This is a genomic window from Streptomyces xylophagus (assembly GCF_000716435.1).
GTDB lineage: Bacteria > Actinomycetota > Actinomycetes > Streptomycetales > Streptomycetaceae > Streptomyces > Streptomyces xylophagus.
Genome location: NZ_JNWO01000008.1, coordinates 37,295 through 54,583, shown reverse-complemented (window position 1 = coordinate 54,583; position 17,289 = coordinate 37,295). Strand labels below are relative to the sequence as shown.

Below are 17,289 nucleotides of genomic sequence, written 5' to 3'. Positions count from 1 at the left end.
TTCCGCACGCTGCCGATCCGGTCGCGGCTGGCGATGCTGGTAGCGGCGGCGGTGGCTTTCGCGGTGGCGGCGGTTTCGGTCACCTGTTGGTTCATCGTGCAGGGGAAGTTGTACGACCAGGTCGACGGCGATCTGAAGGACATGGTGCGCAGGCCCGGCACAGTCCAGGCGCTCCTGCAGAGGTGCACGCAGACCCCGCAGAAGAACACTGACATGTTCTCCGGCCGGAACGAGTACGTGGAGGCGATCAAGGAGGAGGGTGCCCCTTGCGTCGACCCGAACTCCCCGGGCACGGTCAAGGCCACCAGCACCGACAAGAGCGTCATCAGGAACGCGAACGGTAAAGAGGCCGTCTTCCGAAACGGCACCGACGAGGACGGCAACGCCGTACGCGTGCTGACCCTGTACCTCGGAGTCGACCAGTCCGACTCGAAGGGCGTCGCCCTGCTCCTCGCGGCCCCCCTGAAGGGCACCCAGTCGACGCTCAACGAACTCGCCCTGATCCTCCTCCTCGTCTCCGGCATCGGAGTGATCGGCGCCGGCGCAGCAGGCCTCGCCGTCGCCCGCGCGGGTCTCCGCCCCGTCGACAAACTCACCGAGGCCGTCGAACACGTGGCCCGCACCGAGGACTTGGCCATCCGCATCCCCGTGGACGAGGACAGCGACGACGAGGTCGCCCGGCTCTCCCGCTCCTTCAACTCGATGACGACCTCCCTCGCCACCTCCCGCGAGCTGCAACAGCAACTCATCGCCGACGCCGGTCACGAACTCCGCACCCCCCTCACCTCCCTCCGCACGAACGTCGAACTCCTCACCCGCAGCGAGGAGACCGGCCGCCCGATCCCCCCGGCGGACCGCAAGGCACTGCTCGCCTCGGTGAAGGCACAGATGACCGAACTGGCGTCCCTGATCGGCGACTTGCAGGAACTGTCCCGCTCCGAGGGCCAACGGGGTGAGCGCGTCCAGGTGGTCTCGCTCCAGGACACCGTGGAAGCGGCCCTGCGCCGAGCCCGCCTGCGCGGACCGGAGTTGACGATCACGGCGGACGTCCAGCCGTGGTTCGTCCAGTCGGAGCCCTCCGCACTGGAACGCGCGGTGGTCAACATCCTCGACAACGCGGTGAAGTTCAGCCCCGAGGGCGGCACGATCGAGGTGCAGCTCACGCGCGGCGTCCTCACCGTCCGCGACCACGGCCCCGGCATCCCCGCCGAGGAACTCCCGCACGTCTTCGACCGGTTCTGGCGCTCGCCGTCGGCGCGCGCACTCCCCGGTTCCGGCCTGGGCCTGTCGATCGTCGCCCGCACGGTCCAGCAGGCCGGCGGCGAGGTGACCCTGGCGCACGCGCCGGGTGGCGGGACGGTGGCGACGGTACGGATTCCGGGGGCACCGACTCCGCCGCCGGAGACGTCGTAGCGTTCGCCCTCGTTCCGCCTCCATTCCGCCTCAGTTCCGCGCCGATCGAACCGCCCGTGCTAACTTCCAGGAGACGTACGAAAGCCACAGCCTGGTAGGTAGTCCGGGCGGCGCCGTTCTCCGGCGCCCGTACAAGTGCCCGATCGGGTCACCGGTGCGTCCTTTGTCGAACCACTCAGCAAAGGACCACGCATGTCCGCACTCCGTAAAGTGCTCGTCATCGGCTCCGGTCTCGGCGGCCTGACGCTCGCCCAGTCCCTGCGGGGCGGCGGAATCGACGTCGCCGTCTTCGAACGCGACGCGAGCCCGTGGGATCGCCCCCAGGGCTACCGCCTCCACCTCGACGACGACGCCGTGAACGCCGCCCGCGAAGTACTCCCCGGCCACCTGGTCGCGCTGTTCGAGGCGACCTCGCAGTTCACCGAGCCGTTCACCACGATCCTGAAAACGGACCTGTCCGTCGTCCGGCGTCTGCCCGCCCACGACGACCACGGGGATGTCTGGCCCGGCCGCGAGAACCGCGTCCACGCGAACGTCGACCGCGCCACACTGCGCCAGATCCTGATGTCCGGTCTCGACGACGTCATCCACTTCGGCAAGGAACTGGTGCGCTACGAGGACACCCCGGACGGCGTCACCGCGTACTTCGGCGACGGCACCACCGCGCACGGAGACGTACTGGTCGGCGCGGACGGCATCCGCTCGGCCGTGCGTGCCCGGCGCGCCCCGCACCTGACCACCGTCGACGCGGGCATCACCGCCCTCTACGGACGGCTGCCCCTGAACGCGGCCCGGTCGCGGGTACCCGCAGAAGCCCTCCAGGACATCTTCGCCATCGCCTCCGACGACCGGAAGGTGTTCCTGGGCCTGGGCTCGGTCCGGTTCCCGACCGCTCCCGCCCGGGCCGCGGCGGACCACTCCCCCGGCACTGCCGTCCGCGACCAGGACGACTACGTCGTGTGCGTCGTCGGCGGACGCCACCAGTTCTTCCCCGCCACCGGCGACCTCTCCGGGGAGCGACTGCGCGACCTCGCCGCGAGGACGGTGGCGGACTGGCCCGGCCTGGCCGCCGACCTCATCCGTCAGGGCGACGCCGAGTCGTTCTTCCCGGTCCGCATGTACACCAGTGTGCCCGGCACACTGGACGCGCCCACCAACGTCACGCTTCTGGGAGACGCCGTCCACGCCATGACGCCCACCCTGGGACGCGGCGCCAATCTCGCCATGCGGGACGCCACCCTGCTGGGCCGCACCCTGCGCACCGTCGCCGCCGGCGACCGCGAACTCGACGAGGCCCTCCACCACTACGAGCGCGACATGACCGCGTACGGATTCTCCGTCGTACGCCAGGCCGCACGGATCGGCGAACAGCGCATGGCACAGAACCCGCTGCCCGAGTAAGGGCGTTCACGCCGGCGGGTGAGCGGTCGGCAAGCGGCGAACGGCAGTTGCGGCTACCCGCCCCCTCCTGCGCACAGGCTCCTGCCCTACTCTCCTCTTCTGCTGACCGGGGGAGGGTCCATGAGCGTGGACAACGAGGACTACAGCGACGTGCGTGGGATCGAGCGGGAGTACGGACGGCGAAGAGCGCTGTCCCTCTCCTGGTGGCAGATCGTCATCACCGTGCTGATCATCGGCAACTTCGTCCTCCAGGCGACGACGAACCCCTATTTCCCCGCGCGGAGATGGATCGAGATCGTCGTGCTGGTGATCGTGCTCGCCCGGGTCGTCCTGGCCGTGCTCTACCGGCAGCGGGCGCGCACGATCGTGGGCGCTCAGGGGATCGCCGCCCGAGACGCCGTGCGGACGGAGACCCGTACCTGGGGCGACGTCTACGACATCCGGGCCGAGTTGAGGGCGAGCGGCCGTATCGAGAAGGCCCAGTGGACGACCTACGTCTACGACAACGACGGCCGCCGGATGCGCCTCCCCTACTTCGACGACTGGCAACTCCCCGACTTCCACGCCGAACTCGCCGACCTGCGTGCCGTATCCGCCCTGCACCGGGGCATGGCCTGGGAGCTGCGGCCGGAGACGGAGGACCGGATACGGCGGCGGGTGCGGAACAGCAAGGTCTGGGGCGCGGTGTACGTCGCAGCCGTCATCATCGCCGTGTTCGCGGCGATCTCGTTCCTGACGTAGCTCCCGCGAACCGAGCCCCAACACAGCCCCCGACCTTACGATCGTCTCCAACACAGGCTCTGGGGAGGGTCGATGGGCGGGGACAACGGGGACCGCGGCGACGTGCAGGGGATCGAGCGGGAGTACCGCAAGCGGCGGAAGGTGCCTCGCGGGTGGCTCTTCTCCCTGGGCGGCCTGACGCTGTACTTCCTGTCCTCGATCACCCGGCGGGACTCCACGCCCGGTTGGGCCAGGCTCCTCATGTTCGCGTTCCTGCTGGCTGTCATCGCGCGCGGGGTTCTGTACATGCACCGCGGCCGCACCCTCGTGGACACGCGCGGAGTCACCGCACGCCGCGCCCTGACCGAACGCCGGCGGTCCTGGCACGACATCTACGACATCCGGGTCCAGCCGATCCCCAAGGCCCCGTCCTACGTGCGGAAGTGGCTGGTCCACCTGTACGACAACGACGGGCGCCGGTTTCTCCTCCCGCACGTCGACGACTGGCAGTTGGACGACCCGCCGGCCGAGGTCGAGGAGCTGCGTGCCGTCGCCGCCCGGCACCGGGGCATGGCCTGGGAAGCGCGTCCGGCGATCGAGGCGCGCATCCGCGAGCGGGCCGCGCACCGCAAGGCGTGGGAGCGGGCGGTCATCGGCGCGCTCATCGTCTTCGGGTGCACGTTCCTGCTCGCGCTGGTGCTGATAGTCACCACGGACGAGCCGCCGCTACTGCTCCTCCTCCTGTGGATACCGCTGGCCGCCTTCGCCCTCTTCGCCCCCTTCTTCCACTGGCGCGCCTCCCGAGCCCCAGCCCACCCATAACCCCCTGCCAGCCCCCGCACAGCCCCCCGTCACACCGTGTTGAGATGGCGCGGAAGATTCTGCTGGCCGACGACGACGTGGACGTACGCGAAGGGCTCGGTCGGGTGCTCAGATTCGAGGGGTACGAGACCGTCCTCGCCGGGGACGGGCGCACCGCCCTCGATCTGCTCGGCGTACCGGAGGATGCCGCCGGGCCCGATCTGGTGCTGATGGACGTCACCATGCCCGAGCTGGACGGACTCGCCGCCACGCGGCGCATCCGGGCCTCCGGGTCCACCGTGCCGATCCTGATGCTCACCGGACGGACCGCCGTCGGCGACCGTATCGTCGCCCTCGACAACGGCGCCGACGACTACCTCAGCAAGCCGTTCGCCGTGGACGAACTCCTCGCGCGGGTACGGGCGTTGTTGCGCCGCAGTGGCCGGCAGGGCGCCACCGACGATTCCCCGCCGCCCGATCTCCAACAGCTCGCCTTCCACGATCTCGTCATGGACCTGCGCACCCGCACCGTCACCCGTGGCGGCCATCCGCTCGAGCTCACGCGGACCGAATTCCTGTTGCTGGAGCACCTGTTGAGGCATCCGGCCGCCGCGCTCAGCCGCTCCCAGATCCACCGGCAGGTGTGGGGCTTCGACTTCGAGCCCGCGTCCAACACCCTCGACGTCTACGTCATGTACCTGCGCCGCAAACTGGAGAGCCGCGGCGAACCGCGGCTCATCCACACCGTGCGGGGGCTCGGGTACAGCCTTCGTACCGCTCCCCCTGCCTGATCTACCTCTTCGGCAGCCTCAGGATCATCGTCTCGTCCGGTGCCTGCGGCGGGACCTGGCGCAGGATCATCGTGTCCTCCAACCGCCGTCCCTCGATGGCCATTTCGGGCAGCGGGCCGGCCAGACGGGCGTACGCGCCGCCCCTGGCCACCAACTCCGCGTGCGTGCCTGTCTCGACGAGATGTCCGCCGTCGACGACCAGGATGCGGTCCGCGTCGGGGGCGAGGCTCAGGTCGTGGGTGATCATGATGGTCGTACGGCCGGACATCAAGCGCCGGAGGGGCTGGATCACCTGGCGGGCCGCCACCGAATCGAGGCCGGCCGTCGGTTCGTCCAGGACCAGGACCGGGGCCTCGCGGAGCATCGCCCGTGCGATCGCGATCCGTTGCAGCTGGCCGCCGGAGAGTGCCGCCGTGCCGGGGGCGATCTCGGTGTCGTAGGCCTCGGGGAGTGCGGTGATGAAGTCGTGCGCCGCCGCTGCCCTCGCCGCTCGCTCGATCTCCTCGTCCGTCGCGCCCGGGCGGCCGCACTCGATGTTCTCGCGGATCGTGCCGTTGAGGATCAGCGTCTGCTGGGGCAGCAACGCCACGTTCTCCCGCAGGAATTCGAGGGGTACGTCTCGGAGGGGGACGCCGTCCAGACAGATCACGCCGCCGGAGGGGTCGTAGAAGCGCGTGAGGAGTTTGGAGAGGGTGGACTTGCCTGCTCCGCTTTCGCCCGTGACGATGATCAGTTCTCCGGGGCCCGCCCTGAACGTGACGTCGTTCACCGAGTCGCGGCTCGCGCCGGGGTAGCGGAAGGTCACGCCGTGGAAGCTGACCCAGCCGTGGACGGGCCAGGCCTGGACGGGTTCGCGGGGGTCGTGGACGGACGGGGTGGCGTCCAGGATCTCGTTGATGCGGGCGGCGCCGGCGGTGGCCGCGGTGAGGGTGAGGCCGAGTTGGCCGAGGTTGCGGACCGGCGGGTAGAGGTAGCCGATGAAGGCGGCGAAGGCGAGGAGGGCGCCGAGGGTCATGCGGTCTGCCGAGATCTCCCAGACGCCCAGGCCGATGACCGCCAGTACGCAGAGGGTTTCTACGACCTCCACGAACTGCTCGTACATCTCGCTGAGGCGGGCGCCGCGCACCGATGCCTTCATCCACGCGCGGGCTTCGACGTCGAGGCGCTTCTCCTCGTCCCGGCGGCGGTTGTACGCCTGGGTGAGGACCACGTTGCCGAGGGACTCCTCGACCACTGACGTGATCGCGCCGTCCGCGACCCGCTCGTCCTGCGAGGCCTGCCTGATGCGGCCGGAGAAGCGGCGGGCGGCCAACAAGAACAAAGGAGCCAGGACGAACGTGGCCAGGGCCAGGTCCCAGCGGAGGTACAGGGCCGCGCAGGCGTAGAAGACCGCCGAGAAGGCCGCGGAGATCGTGCCGACCACGCCGGACACGACCATCTGCTCGATGGCCTCGACGTCTCCGGTGAGGCGTTCGACCAGGTCGCCCTGGCGGTGCTTCTGGAAGAAGTGGGGTGGGAGGCCCTGGACGTGGCGGAAGACGTTCGCGCGCAGGCGCAGGACGAAGCGTTCGGCGGTCCAGGTGGCGAGGGAGTTGCCGAAGTAGCCGACGAGCGCGCCGAGTACGGCGACGCCGAGCCAGGCGGCGGCGGGTCCCCAGAACGCGGACAGCGAACCGGCCTTCAGGGCGTTGTCGGTGAGGTCCGCGAAGAGGAGGATCGCGGCGGTCTCGGCGAGCGCCGACACGATGACGCACGTGATGATCACCGCCAGCCACTTGCGGTCACCGCGGGTCAGCGGCCAGAAACGGCGGAAGGCCTCACGGGCTTCCCTCATGGTCAACAACTCCCTTCAGGGCGTGATGAGTTCAGGGCACGGCCGGGATCGGTATCCGGGCCGGACATGGCCGAGGCGGGGCCACCGGCGCGAGCGAACTCGCTAACCGGCGGCCCCGCCTCACTGGATGCCGGCTCAGCCCTTGTGGCCGACGGGGCGCTTCGGGGCGGGCTTCTTCGGCGCGGGCTTCTTGGGAGCCGGGGCCGGCTTGCGGTGCTTCTTGACGGGGACCAGCTTGTGGAAGCTCATGGTGTGTTGCCTCTCTGGGGGTTCGGCTCTGCGGCCGGGTGGGGGGTGGTGCGGGTCTTCTTCTGCGGCTCGCGGGTCTGCGTCTGCGGCTCGCGGGACTGCTTACTTGTGCCCGACCGGGCGCTTCGGCGCCGGCTTCTTCGGCGCGGGCTTCTTCGGGGCCGGGGCCGGCTTGCGGTGCTTCTTGACCGGGACGATCTTGTGGAAGCTCATGACGGGTTCCCTCTCTGGTACGGCTCTCGCGGTGTCTGCTGCGGTTCTGCAACAGTTCCTCTACCGATCTGCTGCAACTGCCTTTGAATTACGCCTGTAAATTCTTTGTCAGCCCTTGTGGGCGATCGGGCGACGCTTCGGAGCGGGCTTCTTCGGGGCCGGCTTCTTGGGGGCCGGAGCGGGCTTGCGGGTCTTCTTGATGGGGTGAATCTTGTTGAAGCTCATGATTTATGTCCCTCCCGGATAATTCTTATCTGCGGTTTACCGCGGCTGGTCGGGCAGGGTTACTTGTGGCCGACCGGGCGGCGCTTGGGGGCCGGAGCAGGCTTCTTCGGGGCCTTCTTGGGGGCCGGGGCGGGCTTGTGGGCCTTCTTCACGGGGACGATCTTGTGGAAGCTCATCGTGCTCTCCTTTGCCTTCTGTCGTTTGCGCCGTTCGCTTTCGACATGGAAAACACTACTGGACTTCCGACGCAGAAAAAGCCTTTTCTGCTTAGACCTTCCTGAGCGATTGCTGTGGATGATTCTTATGGAATTCGCGGAACTGAACCCTCCCTTACACAGAATTTAGAACGGGAAAACAGAAGGGGCCCGGCGCCGACCTGCGGCTCCGGGCCCCCAAGGGGTCGGCTGTTACTGCACGATCGTGATCCGGTTCGCCGCCGGAGGCGCGAGCGGGCTCGCCGCCGAGGAGTGCGCCGTCAGGTAGTCCGCCAGCGCGCTCAGGTCGTCCTTGCCGACCAGGTCGCCGGTGCCCTGCCCCAGCGTCGGGAAGCCGTCACCGCCGCCCGCGAGGAAGCTGTTCGTGGCGACCCGGTAGGTGGCGGCCGGGTCGATCGCCGCGCCGTTGAGCCGGATGGAGTCGGTGACCACACGGTCCGCGCCGGTCTTCGTCAGGTCCAGCGTGTACGTCAGCCCGGACGACACCTGGAGCACCTTCGGCGCCGCCGCGTTCGTGCCGCTCACCTGTTCCTTGAGCGCCTGGATCACCTGGGCACCGGTGAAGTCCTGGAGGTTCACGGTGTTGGCGAACGGCTGCACCGTGAAGCCCTCGGCGTACGTCACCACGCCGTCGCCCTCACTGCCCTTGGCCGCGTAGGTGAGCCCGGCCCGCACCCCGCCCGGGTTCATCAGCGCGAGGTCGGTCTCCGGGTCCAGCTCCTTGCCGTACGCGAGTTGGGCGTCGGCGATGAGGTCGCCCATCGGGGACTCGGTGCCGGTGTTGTTGACGTCGGCGGAGATGTAGCCGATCGCGCGGTTGCCGATGGGCGCCGCGAGGGTGTTCCACTTGCTGATCAGCGAGGTCATGTCGGCGGCCTTGGGCACGGTCCGGGTGACCACGTGGTTCGCCGACTTGACCGACGTACGGGCGATGTCGCCGGTGAAGCGGTCGTACGTCAGCGTGGTGTCCGTGTAGAGGCGGCCGAAGGACGCCGCCGAAGTGACCATACGGGGCTTGCCACTTGGGTCGTTGATCGTGCAGACGTACGCGTTGTGGGTGTGGCCGGTGACGAGGGCGTCGACGGCCGGGGTGACGTTCTTCGCGATGTCGACGATCGGGCCGGAGATGCCGGAGCCGCCGCCGGACGCGTCGCAGTCGTAGTTGTAGGAGGCGGAGGCCGGGAAGCCGCCCTCGTGGATCAGCGCGACGATCGACTTGACGCCCTGCTTCTGCAGTTCCTTGGCGTACTTGTTGATCGTCTCGACCTCGTCCTTGAACTGCAGGCCCTTGACGCCGTCGGCGGAGACGATGCCCGGGGTGCCCTCCAGCGTGACGCCGATGAAGCCGACCTTGACGCCGTTCTTCTTCCACACCCAGTACGGCTTGAGGATCGGCTTCTTCGTCTTCTCGTCGAGGACGTTGGCCGCGAGGTAGGGGAAGTCGGCGCCCTTGAACTTCTTGTCCGTGTAGCAGCCGTCGGTGGGGTGGCAGCCGCCGTTCTGGAGGCGGGCCAGTTCCTTGGCGCCCTCGTCGAACTCGTGGTTGCCGACCGAAGTGACGTCCAGGTCAAGCTTGTTGAGGGCCTCGATGGTCGGCTCGTCGTGGAACAGGCCCGAGATCAGCGGGGAGGCGCCGACCATGTCGCCGCCGGCCGCGGTGATCGAGTACGCGTTGCCCTTGCGGGCGTCCCGCAGATGCGTCGCGAGGTACTCGACACCGCCCGCGTCGATCGTCTTCGTCGTGCCGTCCGCCTGGAGTTCGGTGACCCGGCCGGAGGAACCGGACGGGGGTTCCAGGTTGCCGTGGAGGTCGTTGAAGGAGAGGAGTTGTACGTCCTGGTAGCGGCTGGGCTTGGACCCGTGGCCGTATCCGCCGCCGGTCGGGTTTCCGTGCGCGTCGGCGGGCAGCGCGGCGGCCAGCGCACCGGCCGTGGCCAGGCTCGCGGCTGCGGCGAGCAGGCCTGCGGTACGGCGTCTGCGCGGGCGGTACGGCTGGGAAGTGGCTGGCATGAGCCCCCCTGTGTGTCGGCTGAGAAGTCACCACGTTCCGGCGCAGCCTAGGGTCAACGCGCGTAGCGTGACAGGGGGTTCTTGGTTACATCCTGGTTTCTTCTTTGCCGCCACTTTGCTGGGGGATCGGCTTACCCTCATACCCATGACCAGCGACGACACCGTACGGCCCGCTCCCGCGTCCCGATCCATCGAGACCTACTCCGCGCTCTCCCCGGACCAGGCCGCGGCCGTCCTCGCGCTGATCGCCGAGGCCGCTCGGGCCGACGGGCAGCAGGCGGTGTCGGAGCAGGGGCGGCTGCGGATCCGTGGCGGCGAGCGGGCCGGGGTCTCGCATCTGTTGCTGACTCTGGGCGACGAACTCGTCGGCTACGCGCAGCTGGAGGACACCGATCCGGTGGAGGCGCCGGCCGCCGAACTCGTCGTGCGTCCGGCGGACCGGGGGCACGGGCACGGGCGGGCGCTGGGCGCTGCGCTGCTGGCCGCGTCCGGGAAGCGGTTGCGGGTGTGGGCGCACGGCGGGCACTCCGCCGCGCGCCATCTCGCCCAGGTCCTGGGGCTCGCCCTGTTCCGTGAACTCCGGCAGCTGCGGCGGCCGTTGACCGATCTGGAGCTGCCGGAGCCGGTTCTCTCCGAGGGTGTGACCGTACGGACCTTCGTGCCCGGCGTTGACGACGCGGCGTGGCTTGCCGTGAACGCCGCGGCCTTCGCCCACCACCCCGAGCAGGGTTCCCTCACCCAGCGGGACCTCGACGACCGGATCGCCGAGCCGTGGTTCGATCCCGAGGGCTTCTTCCTCGCGGAGCGGGGCGGCGAACTCGTCGGCTTCCACTGGACCAAGGTCCATGAGCAGGAGCAGCTCGGTGAGGTCTACGTCGTCGGGGTGTTGCCGGGGGCGCAGGGTGGAGGGCTCGGCAAGGCCCTGACGACGATCGGGCTGCGGCATCTCGCCGCGCAGGGTCTTCCTACGGCGATGCTGTATGTCGATGCCGACAACAAGGCGGCGGTGTCGGTGTACGAGCGGTTGGGATTCACTACGTACGAGACGGACCTGATGTACCGCTCGGAGTCGTGAAGCTCGCTGCGCCTGTGTGGCCGTCCCTGGGGGCTGCGCCCCCAGACCCCCATCGGCCCTGAAGGGGCCTCGTCCTCAAACGCCGGACGGGCTGGATTTTGCCGGCCTGCGTTGGAAGGAGCCGGCGGACAGGGGGGGATTGGACCAGCCGCGTTGGAAACAGCCGCCGGACGGAGTGGATTGGACCGGCCGTGTCGGAAGCAGCCGGCGGACGGGGCGGATTGGGCCCTCCGCGTTGGAAACAGCCACCCGACGGGCCGGATTGGACCGGCCGTGTCGGAAGCAGCCGCCAGACCGGGCGGGTTGCACCAGCCGTCTCGGAAACAGCCACCGCACGGGCCGGATTGAGCCCACCGCGTTGGAAACAGCCGCCCAACCAGGCCGGTTGCACCAACCGCCTCAGAAACAGCCGCCCGACGGGGCCGCATTGAACCCGCCGCGTTGGAAACAGCCTCTCAACCAGGCCGGTTGCACCAGCCGCCTCGGAAACAGCCACCGCACGGGCCGGACTTGCCGGACGGCGTGGAGTGAGCCCGCCGCGTTGTAATCAGCCGGTGGACGGGCTGATTTTCGCGGAGCGTGTCGCGAAGAACCCCCTGCGCCTGATCGGTTCCGGTCCGCAGGCTGCCCACACCACCGCCGCGCCCGCCAGGATGAGCGCCCAGTGCTGGTGTCCCGGTGACCACCACTTCTCCTTCGGTGTGGCGAACAGGCCCCAGTGCTGCGGGAGCAGCAGGGCTGCCGCCATGGAGGTGGCGAGCAGGGTGATGGCCACGCGTTGGCCCGGTTCCGCTTCCTCCGTGAGGCGTATGGCAGTGGCCGATGCGGCCAGGGCTACGACCGCGGCGGCGGCCGCCTCCAGGGTGATGTCGCCGACCGGGGGGCGGACCTGGGCCGGGATCAACAGGACGGCGGCCGTCCACCACAGGGCGGCGAACGGGGCGACCAGTGCGGTGCGCAGGGCGCCGCGGACCATGCGGCGGGTGGGCACCGCGGCGGTGACGTGGCGGGCCGGGTCGTCCAGGAGGAACGTCAGGCCCAGGGCGAAGGCGAGCGCGGCGCCGCGCAGCAGGAGCAGTGCCATCCACGGGTCGGGGTGGGTCGACAGCAGGCGCGGGAGCGCGGCCAGCACCAGTCCGGCGGCGGCGCCCGCGCCGAGGGCCCGCCGGGGCAGGGCTCGCAGTACGGGGCCCACCAGCTGCGCCGACGCCCTTGTCCTCACTCGCACTTGTCCGCCCCTGTCGGTGCCTTCACGCCGAGCAGCTGGGCTACCTTCGCGGTGGTGACCTTGGGTGCCGTCAGTTCCGCCCAGTGCGCCTTCACCTTGGGGGCGATCGCGCTCTTGCCTGCCGTGAACAACTCCCTTACGACCGTGGTCTGTTCGGACGTCATCGACATGGGGTTGGTCGGTGAGAGCACGATCGCGGAGCCGGTGACGCTGTCGTCGAGTCGGACCGTGCGGAGTTCGGCCAGCGGGTCGGACTGCCAGGCGAGTGCCAGCCACATGATGGTGACCATGCGGCCGTCGCACAGCGAACTGGTCGCCTTCTCGCTGCCCGTGACCAGCACGGAGGAGACCGCCGCGGCGAACTCCGGGACCCGCGGCCCGCCCCAGCGCGTGCCGACGGTCACCTGGTAGGGCACGGTGGACGGTTCGATGGCACCGTCGCCGTCCATGCCGTAGCGGGCGTCGACGCGCTGTCGTACGAGCAGCTTCTCCTGCGCGGCGGTACCGCCGGCCAGGGACTGCACGTTGTCGGTGACCTTCGCCCAGGTGCCGGTGCGCGGCATCCACTCGGGGAAGGCGCAGTACGTCGAGTGCCCGTGCCGGGCGCACGGCTGGACCTTCGCCGGGTTGACCGTGGCCACGAGACGGGCGGCGACGGTCGCCGCAGGCACCTTGCCGGCCTGGCCGACCGCGCCCCACGTGCCCAGGCCGACCGCCACGACGAGCGCGGCGGCGACGGTCTTCGTACGGCCGCCGTTGACCAGTACCGCGGCGAGCGCCAGGGTCAGCGCGAGTCCGGCCAGGTAGAGAGCGTGCCAGGCGGCCGGGCGGCCCAGCAGGTCGGAGGGGAGCGTCTTGGTGCTCGCGTCGCCGATGACCGGTACCAGCCATCTCGTCGCGCTGCCGTCGCTGTTGCCCGGGACCGCCCCGAGGAAGAGGATCGAGAAGAACGCCAGCACCAGGAGCATCGGTGCCGCGAACGCCGACCGCACCACCCGGGCCAGCAGCACCCCGGCCGACCCGGCGAGCAGCACCGTCAGCGGTCCGACGAGCAGTTCGCCCACCGAGCCGTGGCCGACCGAGCCGGGGGCGAGCACGCCCCAGGTGAACTGCGCGGCCACGAACAGCGCGGTGAGCGCGACCGCCGGCAGCACGGACAGCGCGAACGCGACCGTACGGCGCCAGGGTTCGAGGACCAGCACGTCGAAGTGCCGGTCGGTGTCCTGCCGTCGGGAGCGCAGCACGGCCTGGTTGGCGCAGAGCAGCACGGCGAGCGCGGGCAGCAGCGGGCCGTTCTGGGTGAGCCGGTCGACGTCCTGGAGGGCCGGGTAGGTCGTCCAGGCGTCGCGCATGCTCCAGCCGATCCAGGCGGCGTAGAGGACGAACATGAACAACACCGGTGCGCGCAGCAGGAGTTCGCGCGCCTCGAAGCGGGCCAGCGCGAACACCGCGGCCCATGACCGCCGTTCGCCCTCGGTGCGTTCGGCCGGGGGTGCCTTCTCCAGTACGGCGCTCATGCCGTCACCTCCGCGACCATGCCGTCGAGCGTGATCAAGTAGCCGTCCTCCAGGGTCGGTTCGACGAGTTCCGCGCCGGCGGGCGGGTCGCCCACGTTGCGGAAGACACCCAGGCCGGTGCGCCAGCCCGCCATCGCGCCGGGGTCGCGTTCCGCGCTGCTCCACACCCGGCCGGCGGCCCGTGCGGTGAGTTCGGCCGGGGTGCCCTCGAAGCGGACGATGCCGCCGGCCATGACGACGACCTGGTTGCAGAGCATCGCGACGTCCTCGGTCTGGTGGGTGGAGAGGAGGACCGTCCGGCCCTCGCCCGCCCTCGCGATCAACTCCCGGAACCGCATGCGCTGTTCGGGGTCGAGACCGACGGTCGGCTCGTCGAGGACGAGGAAACCCGGGTCGCCGACGAGAGCCGCGGCGAGCGCGACCCGCTGCCGCATCCCGCCGGACAGCTTCTTGATGCGCTTGCCGCGCACGTCCGACAGGTCGACCTCCGCCAGCACCCGCCGCACCTCGCGGTGACGTCCCTCGCGGTCGGTGAGTTCCTTGAGGATCGCCACGTAGTCGACGAACTCGAAGGCGGTGAAGTCCGGGTGGAAGCCGGGCGTCTGCGGCAGGTAACCGAGCACCCGCCGCACCTCCTGCCGTCCGCCGGTGGTGCTGGGGTCGTGGTCGAGCACGGTGAAGGTGCCCGAGTCGGCGGGCTGCGCGGTGGCGAGGACCTTCAACAGGGTCGTCTTTCCAGCCCCGTTGGGGCCGAGCAGCCCGGTGACGCCCTCACTGAGCCGCAGCGACACGGCATCGAGGGCGCGCGTCGAGCCGTAGCGCAGGCTGAGCCCGGCCGCGGAGACGGTGGTGGTCATGTACGGAACTCCAGTCAGAGGTTGGGAAGTTCACGCGGCGGGCCCGAAGGCCCCGGCCCGCGAAGGCAGGTTGAGACAGCCGGTCGTCGTACGACGCCCCGGAGAGCAGACGCGAGCGGGTCGGAGAGACAGGCCGCCGCGACAGTTACCCGGCAGTCCGGGAAGGCCGGTCGAACGATCGGGCGGCACGCGAGGCCCGGTGGCCGGCCGGCCCGCGCGACGAACCCGGTACGGGCGAGTCGCGGTCACCGCCGCGGGCCGGCGATGCGAGCGGCGCTGACATCACGCCGCCCCCCACGGGTGGGCCGACCGCGTGTCGAAGCGGTCCCGCACCAGGTAGAGCAGTCCGCCCGTGAGCGCGACCACGACCGCGGCCACCCCCTGTCCGGCCGGGGTGAACGGCGCGAGCGTGCCGCCGTGCAGGTTGTGGGCCACGAGGAGGAAGGCCACCCAGCCGCCGCCGACCAGGGACGGGGCGAGGACCGGGCCCAGGCGTGGGGTCAGGGCCAGGCCCGTCGTGGTGAGGGCGAGGGCGGGCAGCAGCCAGGCCAGGGCGCGCAGGCCGTAGTCCGGCATGGCCAGGGTCGCCAGGCCGTTGAGGCCGAGCCCCGCGACCAGGACGGCGACCGTGCGGATCATCAGGAGACGGAAGCCGTGCAGCGGGGAGACGACGGTCATCTCGTACGTCGGGTCGAACTTGGGGCCGTAGGACAGGGCCACGCCCGCCAGGGGCAGCAGCGGGGCCAGGCCCAGGAAGAGGCTCGGGGACTCGGCGTGCTTCAGCGAGTTGGTGACGAACACGGTCATCACCAGCAGCGCGACGACCGCGCCGAGCCACGAGCGGCGCAGTACCGGCGTCGCCGCCAGCAGCCGTGCCGTGTGGTCGGCGACGCCGATCCGCACGAGCAGTGACTCCACCAACCCCCTTTTGGGGGCGTCGAGTTCGGCGTCGAGGCGCTCCCAGCCGGCGTCGAGCGCGACGGGGTCGGTGACGGACGCCAACAGGGCCCGGCAATCAGCGCACTTGGCGATATGGGTGTCGGCGGACCAGAGCACGGGCGGTGCCAACTCGCCCCGCGCATAGGCGCGTACGTCGTCTTCGGCCACATGCCAGGTCATGCCAGCTCCTCCCGCAGTTGCTTACGGGCCCGCATGGCCCGCGTCTTGACCGTGCCGGCCGGGATGCCCAGCAGGACGGCGGCCTCCCGGGTGGTCAGCCCGTCGATCACGGTGGCCTGGAGGACCGCCCGCAACTCCGGCGAGAGCCGGACCAGGGCGCCGGCGAGGTCCCCGTGCTCCACCCCCGCGAGCACGCGCTCCTCCGCCGACGCCTCGTCCCGGTGCCGCAGCCGCGCCAGCGCCTGCCGCATCCGGCCGCGCGCCCCGTCGCCGCGCAGCACGTCGATCAGCCGCCGCGACCCGATCCGCCACAGCCACCCGGCAGCGTCCGTCGAGGCACCGTCCTCCCGGTAGCGGGCAGTGCCCCGCCACACCGCGAGAAACGTCTCCTGTACGACGTCGTCGACCATCCCGGCGTCGGCACACCGGCCGCGCAGCCGCGCGGTCAGCCAGGGCGCGTACCGCCGGTACAGCTCCTCGAACGCGCGCCGGTCGCCGTCCGCCGCGATGGCCCGCAGCAGCTCCCCGTCGCTTCCCGTATCGCTCACATCTCCTCATCGCACGAGCACCGTCGATCGGTTCACGGATCAGCATGCGGATCCGTCTTGACTTTCTGAACCATCTTCCACCACCCTTTCACTACTCAATTAGTGAAAGGGTGGTGGAACCCCAGTGGTCGAGTACCGCATCGACCGGCACAGCGGCGTGGCCACCTATGTCCAGATCGTCCAGCAGACCAAGCAGGCCCTGCGCCTGGGAATGCTGGAGCCCGGCGACAAGCTGCCGACGGCCCGCGAGGTCGTCGAGGCCACCGCCATCAACCCGAACACCGTCCTCAAGGCCTACCGCGAGCTGGAACGCGAGGGGCTGGTCGAGGCCCGGCGCGGCCTGGGCACCTTCGTCCGCCGCGGCCTGAGCACCACCCCCGCCGACTCGCCCCTGCGCTCCGAACTCGACGCATGGGCCGAGCGGGCCCTGGCCTCCGGATTGGACCGGGACGACATCGCCGCGCTCTTCACCGCCGTACTCGAAAAGCACTTCCAAGGAGAACCTTCATGACAGGCACCGCCGCGATAGAGGCCGCCGCGCTCGGCAAGCGGTTCGGCCGGCGGGGAGGGTGGGCGCTGCGGGACTGCGCGTTCCGGCTGCCCGCCGGGCGCGTCTGCGCGGTCGTCGGGCCGAACGGCGCGGGCAAGTCCACGCTCCTCGCCCTCGCCGCCGGACTGCTCGCCCCCACCGAGGGCGCGATCTCCGTCCTCGGCACGGTGCCGGGCGCGGCCCGCGAGCGGGTCGCCTACGTCGCGCAGGACAAGCCCCTCTACCCGCAGCTCACGGTCGCCGAGACGCTGCGCATGGGCGCCGACCTGAACACCGACCGCTGGGACGCCTCCGTGGCCCAACGCGTCGTAGCCGACGGTGACTTGAACCCGAAGTCCCGCATCCGCACCCTCTCCGGCGGCCAGTGCACCCGCGTCGCCCTCGCCCTCGCGCTGGCCAAGCGGCCCGAACTGCTGCTCCTGGACGAGCCGATGGCCGACCTGGACCCGCTGGCCCGGCACGAGATGATGGGCCTCCTCATGGCGCAGGCCGCCGAGTTCGGCACCACGATCGTGATGTCCTC

General features: G+C 70.3%; 14 protein-coding genes and 1 pseudogene. 8 read left to right on the top strand and 7 right to left on the bottom strand.

Annotation, left to right across the window (positions count from 1 at the left end; translation table 11 throughout):
• Positions 1-33 precede the first annotated feature (33 nt).
• The 5 genes from OO70_RS20200 to OO70_RS20180 all read left to right on the top strand — a co-directional run bounded on the left by OO70_RS20200 (position 34) and on the right by OO70_RS20180 (position 5,126).
• Entirely contained in the window at positions 34-1,413 is a 1,380-nt protein-coding gene (locus tag OO70_RS20200; protein WP_234336901.1) for a sensor histidine kinase, read from the top strand.
• A gap of 192 nt (positions 1,414-1,605) precedes the next feature.
• Positions 1,606-2,814 carry an FAD-dependent oxidoreductase gene (locus OO70_RS20195; RefSeq protein ID WP_043673040.1) on the top strand — a complete coding sequence of 403 codons (1,209 nt, stop codon included), beginning with the start codon at positions 1,606-1,608 and terminating at the stop codon, positions 2,812-2,814.
• A 120-nt stretch (positions 2,815-2,934) separates the two neighbouring features.
• Complete coding sequence (locus OO70_RS20190) at positions 2,935-3,555, top strand: hypothetical protein (protein WP_043673037.1); 621 nt, start codon at positions 2,935-2,937, stop codon at positions 3,553-3,555.
• Positions 3,556-3,627: 72 nt separating this feature from the next.
• On the top strand, positions 3,628-4,356 hold the full coding sequence (locus tag OO70_RS20185) for a hypothetical protein (protein ID WP_051741433.1): 729 nt from the start codon (positions 3,628-3,630) through the stop codon (positions 4,354-4,356).
• 44 nt (positions 4,357-4,400) lie between these two features.
• Entirely contained in the window at positions 4,401-5,126 is a 726-nt protein-coding gene (locus tag OO70_RS20180) for a response regulator transcription factor (RefSeq protein ID WP_043673034.1), read from the top strand.
• 1 nt (position 5,127) lies between these two features.
• On the opposite strand, the gene OO70_RS20175 is transcribed toward OO70_RS20180, so the two are convergent.
• Both OO70_RS20175 and OO70_RS20170 read right to left on the bottom strand, forming a co-directional pair.
• Positions 5,128-6,960, bottom strand: a complete 1,833-nt coding sequence (locus tag OO70_RS20175) for an ABC transporter ATP-binding protein (protein WP_051741431.1) — start codon at positions 6,958-6,960, stop codon at positions 5,128-5,130.
• Positions 6,961-8,054: 1,094 nt separating this feature from the next.
• Positions 8,055-9,872 (bottom strand): bifunctional metallophosphatase/5'-nucleotidase, encoded by a 1,818-nt coding sequence (locus OO70_RS20170; protein ID WP_043673031.1) that lies wholly within the window; start codon positions 9,870-9,872, stop codon positions 8,055-8,057.
• 145 nt (positions 9,873-10,017) lie between these two features.
• Here OO70_RS20170 and mshD point away from each other — a divergent pair, with 145 nt between their 5' ends.
• Positions 10,018-10,947 (top strand): mycothiol synthase, encoded by a 930-nt coding sequence (gene mshD / locus OO70_RS20165; RefSeq protein ID WP_043673029.1) that lies wholly within the window; start codon positions 10,018-10,020, stop codon positions 10,945-10,947.
• A 547-nt stretch (positions 10,948-11,494) separates the two neighbouring features.
• Here mshD and OO70_RS20160 read toward each other — a convergent pair.
• The 5 genes from OO70_RS20160 to OO70_RS20140 form a co-directional block, all read right to left on the bottom strand.
• Positions 11,495-12,175, bottom strand: a complete 681-nt coding sequence (locus OO70_RS20160; protein ID WP_234336885.1) for an ABC transporter — start codon at positions 12,173-12,175, stop codon at positions 11,495-11,497.
• Positions 12,166-13,692, bottom strand: a complete 1,527-nt coding sequence (locus OO70_RS20155) for a hypothetical protein (RefSeq protein WP_043673025.1) — start codon at positions 13,690-13,692, stop codon at positions 12,166-12,168. Before OO70_RS20155 ends, OO70_RS20160 begins: the two co-directional genes overlap by 10 nt.
• The gene (locus tag OO70_RS20150; protein WP_043673021.1) at positions 13,689-14,549 is read right to left on the bottom strand and encodes an ABC transporter ATP-binding protein; all 861 of its coding nucleotides are present in this window, start codon (positions 14,547-14,549) and stop codon (positions 13,689-13,691) included. The genes OO70_RS20155 and OO70_RS20150 overlap by 4 nt, the downstream gene beginning before the upstream one ends.
• A 282-nt stretch (positions 14,550-14,831) precedes the next feature.
• Entirely contained in the window at positions 14,832-15,668 is an 837-nt protein-coding gene (locus OO70_RS20145; protein ID WP_043673017.1) for a cupin domain-containing protein, read from the bottom strand.
• A complete protein-coding gene (locus OO70_RS20140) occupies positions 15,665-16,216 on the bottom strand; it encodes an RNA polymerase sigma factor (protein WP_043673014.1) in 552 nt (183 codons plus the stop codon). The genes OO70_RS20145 and OO70_RS20140 overlap by 4 nt, the downstream gene beginning before the upstream one ends.
• 124 nt (positions 16,217-16,340) lie before the next feature.
• On the opposite strand from OO70_RS20140, the gene OO70_RS20135 reads away from it, so the two are divergent.
• Together OO70_RS20135 and OO70_RS57225 are read left to right on the top strand one after the other, a co-directional pair.
• Entirely contained in the window at positions 16,341-16,727 is a 387-nt protein-coding gene (locus OO70_RS20135) for a GntR family transcriptional regulator (RefSeq protein ID WP_043673012.1), read from the top strand.
• A pseudogene (locus OO70_RS57225) lies at positions 16,628-17,221 on the top strand (ATP-binding cassette domain-containing protein); the annotation flags it as partial. The gene OO70_RS20135 and the pseudogene OO70_RS57225, both read left to right, overlap by 100 nt.
• Between the last annotated feature and the right edge of the window lie 68 nt (positions 17,222-17,289).